Here is a 4,404-nt window from a genome sequence, read left to right as displayed (position 1 = left end):
AGTCGCGTCGCGAGGCGTAGTTGCCGGAAGCGCGCAGGTGCTCCTGGCGACGGTTGAGCTCTCCGGTGAGCGCGTCCTGCATCCGGTCGACCAGCTCCAGCTCGTCGGCCAGGTTCGTGATCACCGCCGAGGTGTGCGGCAACTGGTCGAACCCGAGGAACGCCGCACCGCCCTTGAAGTCGACGAGCACGAAGTTGAGTTCTTCCGAGGAGTGCGTGGCCGCCAGCGCCGCCACCAGGGTCCGCAGCAGTTCGCTCTTGCCGGAGCCGGTCGCGCCGATGCACAGCCCGTGCGGGCCCATTCCGTCCTCAGCGGACTCCTTGATGTCCAATTCGAGCGGTGTGCCACCACCGCCGATGCCGATCGGCACCCGCAGCCTGCGCTTGGCGGTGGTCCGCTCGCGCCGGTACTTCACCGGGTCGAAGGTGCGCACGTCGCCGATCCCGAGCAGTCCGGCCATGTCGTAGTCGCCGGTAAGCGGCTCGTCCGAATCATTGGACGCTTCTCCGACGCGGTAGCGCGCCATGGTGCGCGCCAGCGCGGCGGAGCCGATGGTGCTGAGCCGGTCCGGCACGCACAACTCGGTGTTGTGCGGCTTGCCGAGCCGGTCGAACGACACGGTGCTGACCAGCTCGTCCTCCACTTCCAGGAACAGCGCGCCCGGTTTCGCCTGCCACGGCAGGGATTCCCCGACGTCGAGCACCACCGCGTTGCGGTAGCCCTCGTCCCCGGCCCGGTGGTCCGGGGGCAGCTGCACCCCGTCGAGGACGATCACCACGAACGGTTCGTTCGCGGTGATCGGAGTGTCCGGTTCGAACCGCGGCCGCGAGGTGAACGCCCCGCTGCCGAGCAGTTCCTCCATCGCCCCGATGGATTCGGCGATCAGCCGCCGCGAACCGGCCGCGTCCCGGCTGTCCGGGGATTGGTTGTGCGGCAACCACTTCAGCCAGTCCCATGCCTCTTGGCGGTCCCTGCTGGCGCACAGCGCGACCTGCACGTCGCCCGGTGCGTGCGCGGTCGTCAGCTGCGCCAGCATCGCCCGCACCAGCCCGCGCACGTGCTCCGCGTCACCGCGGAACCGGATCTGCCCGAACCCGCGCAGGTACACCGCGATCGGCGAGTGCGACAGCGTCGTGTAGGCCCGCAGGAACCGGCGCAGCGCGTGCGCCGCCAGCGGCTCCAGGTCCTCGACGGGTTTGCTGTCCGGCGGCGTCAGCTTCACCGACGACCGCTGCTTGCCCAGTCCCAGCCGGACTTCGCCGAAGTCGTCGTGCGCCGGGCGCCGCTCCCACAGCCGGTAACCCAGCGCCAGGGACCACAGCGACCGGGGCGACGGGTGGATCCATCGCGCCGCCTGCTGCTGGGTGGCGAGCGCTTCGCGCACCCGGCGGCGGGTCTGCGACAGGTAGCGGATGTAGTCCCGCCGGTGCCCTTGCAGTTTCTGCTTGTGGGTGACCGAACTCCGCAGCATCTGCGAGACGATCATGCCGACCGCCGAGAGCGCCATCACACCGCCGCCGATGTAGGCCATCGTCCCGGAACCCGGGCGCACGAACATCATGACCATCGCCAGCGAACTCAGGCCCATCGGCGCGTACATCAGCACGCCGCTGAGACCGCCGTCGGTGGACTCGGGTACTGCGGGCGGCTCCTGGATCTCTATCTCTTCGCTCGGTGCGGTCGGCTTCGGGCGCCGGGACCGCCGAGCGAACAACACCGTGCTCACACACTCTCCCTTTGGTGAAAGAAAACCCCAGACTCGCGGTCCCGGGTGCCGGAGCACCTCGCGTGCGCGCGCGGGCCGCGTACGTTCCTGGCCGGGTCACGGTCTCCAACCCTGGCAGGAAGGACCTCCGGCACCAGATGGCGTTTTCGGAAGAGCAGACTCAGCATCGCACAACCGAGTCCGGGAGGCTACGGTTCGTCCTCGGCAAGCAGGCGACGGACGTGGCGCTGCCCACCGAAGTGCCGCTGGCCGACCTACTACCCGCGGTCCTGCCGCAATTCGGTGCGGAGTGGATCGAGCAGGGCGCCGACCACGAGGGCTGGATCGTCCAGCGCGTCGGTGAGCAAGCCCTGGACGAAGACCGCACGATCGCAGAGCTCGGGCTGCTGGACGGCGAAACCGTCCACTTGCGACCCCGCGCCGGCGAGCTCGCCCCGATCGACTACGACGACCTGGTCGACGGTGTCGGTGAGCAGGTGTCGCGGGGCGCGGGCACCTGGAACCCGGAGCGGACCCGCTGGATGCTGCGCGCTGGCGCATTGTTGTTGCTGCTGCTGGGTTTTCCGCTGCTGATCGGTGCGGCGCCGGTGTTCCCGCAGTTCTCCATTGCCGGTGGCATCACGGTGCTGCTGCTCGGCGCGAGCGCGCTGGTGGCGCGGGGAGCGGCGAATCCGGTGGTCGCCACGTTGCTGGCCGGAGTCGGTGCCGGATATGCCGCGCTCACCGGAATTTCCTTGCTGCTGGCGCTGGATCCGGCGGCCACGCCGGTGGTGATGCTGGCCTGCGGATGCGCCGGTGCGCTGGTCGCGCTGGTCGTCGGCGTGCTCGCAGTGGCCGATTCGGCGCTGCTGTTCACAGGTGCGATCACTTTTGCCGCCGCGGTCGGCGGCACCGCGCTGCTCGGCTCGACCGCTCCGGTGCAGCCGCACGCGGCGGGCGCGATCGGGCTGCTGCTGACGCTGGTCGCGGCGCTGTTCATCCCGTCGCTGTCGTTCCGGCTTTCCGGGTTGTCGCTGCCGATGCTGCCCGGCAACAGCAGCGAGCTCGGCGAGGACATCGAACCGGTGCCGTACCAGCTGGTGGTGGACCGCGGGGCGCTGACCTTCGGCTACTCGAAGGCGCTCTACACCGGACTCGGCGCGGCGCAGACGCTGCTGGTGCTCGCGCCGCTGACCGGTAGCGACGTGTGGACGCTGGTGTTCTTCGCGGTCACCGCGGTGCTGCTGTTCCTGCGCGCGCGGCACCCGGAAGGGGCGGTGCAGCGCTGGTCGCTCATCGTGCCGGGTGGGCTCAGCCTGGTGCTGGTGGTGCTGCTGCTGGCGTTCAGTCAGGAGTCGCTGCTGCGGCTGGTCGCGTTCTGGCTGCCGGTGCTGCTGGTCGGCACGCTGATGCTGGTGTTCGGTGAGTTCCTGCCCGGGCGGCGGCTGCGCCCGTACTGGGGCAGGGCCGCGGACATCTTCGAGACGCTGACCGCGGTGGCGGCGCTGCCACTGCTGCTCCAGGTGCTCAACGTCTTCTCGATGATGCGGGGGCTCGCGGGCTGATGCAGTCGCGCAGGGATCAGGTCCAGGCATACTTCTTCGTCGTCGGGCGGCTGGTGTCCGCCGTGACGCACGGCGAACCGGACGCGCTGGAGATGCCGAACAAGCGGATCCGCAACGGCATCGTGTTCGGGGTGCTGGTGAGCGTCCTGCTGATGGCGATCTTCGGCATCCTCGGACTGTTCAAGCCCGGCAAGAGCACGGCCTGGCAGCAGGACGGCTCGATCGTGGTGAACAAGGACAGCGGCGCGCAGTTCGTCTACCTCGGCGGCCAGCTGCGCCCGGTGCTGAACTACTCATCGGCCCGGCTGGCCGCGGGCGACTCCGGCGGCACGGTGCAGTCGGTTTCGCAGCAGTCGCTGGAGGGAACCCCAGTCGGCCAGCCGATCGGCATTCCCGGCGCGCCGGACTCGATCCCGACCGCGCAGACCCTGGAAACCGGGCCGTGGACGGTATGCGTGCAGCCGGGCGCGGCGCGCCCGAAGCCCACCGATCCGGTGGTGACGCTGAAGTTCGGCAACCGGCCAGGGAAGTCCACATCGGACGGGCAGGGGCTGCTGGTGAGCACCCCGGACAACGCCGTGCACCTGGTGTGGAACGGCAAGCGCTACAAGGTCCCGGATCAGCGGACGCTGGACGCGCTGCCCTATGGCAACGTCACCCCGTTGCAGGTCTCGACGGCCTGGCTGGATCCGATTCCCGCCGGGCGCGACCTCGCGCTGCCCGCGATCGAGGGCGCGGGCTCGCCGGGACCGGTGATCGACGGCAAGCCGAGCAAGGTCGGGCAGGTCTACGAGGTGCGCAACCCGGCGACCGAATCCGACCAGTTCTACCTGGTGCGCGAGGACGGCAAGACGGCGCTGAACCGGACCAGCGCCGCGCTGGCCCTGGCGTCCCCGGCGGTGCAGTCCGCCTACCCGGGCGGGCAGGTGAGCGTGCTCCAGGCCGGTCCCACGGCGCTGACGAGCGTGCCCGATTCGGGCGGTCCGGACCTGGTCGGCGGTTTTCCGCCGGTGCCGCCGCAAGCCGTGGTGCCGCCCCCGGATGCGCAGCCCTGCGCCCGTTACTCCCCGTCCGGCACCGGGGATCTGAAGGTGACCGTGGAGATGCAGTCCACATCGGAGGTCGACGCGGGTT

3 protein-coding genes are annotated in these 4,404 nt (G+C 70.1%); 2 read left to right on the top strand and 1 reads right to left on the bottom strand.

Annotation, left to right across the window (positions count from 1 at the left end; genetic code table 11):
- The coding region (eccCa, locus tag IJH84_RS15430) for a type VII secretion protein EccCa (protein ID WP_295145642.1) at positions 1 to 1,726 on the bottom strand (1,726 nt) is incomplete at its 3' end.
- 137 nt (positions 1,727 to 1,863) lie between these two features.
- On the opposite strand from eccCa, the gene eccD reads away from it, so the two are divergent.
- Together eccD and eccB are read left to right on the top strand one after the other, a co-directional pair.
- Entirely contained in the window at positions 1,864 to 3,270 is a 1,407-nt protein-coding gene (eccD, locus tag IJH84_RS15425) for a type VII secretion integral membrane protein EccD (protein WP_295145640.1), read from the top strand.
- Positions 3,270 to 4,404, top strand: a 1,135-nt coding sequence (eccB, locus tag IJH84_RS15420; RefSeq protein WP_295145638.1) for a type VII secretion protein EccB, incomplete at its 3' end; no start/stop codon positions are given. The genes eccD and eccB, both read left to right, overlap by 1 nt.

The organism is Saccharopolyspora sp. (assembly GCF_017434145.1).
GTDB lineage: Bacteria > Actinomycetota > Actinomycetes > Mycobacteriales > Pseudonocardiaceae > Saccharopolyspora_C > Saccharopolyspora_C galaxeae.
The sequence above is the reverse complement of the archived record's forward strand: the minus strand, read 5'-3'. Positions and strand labels throughout refer to the sequence as shown.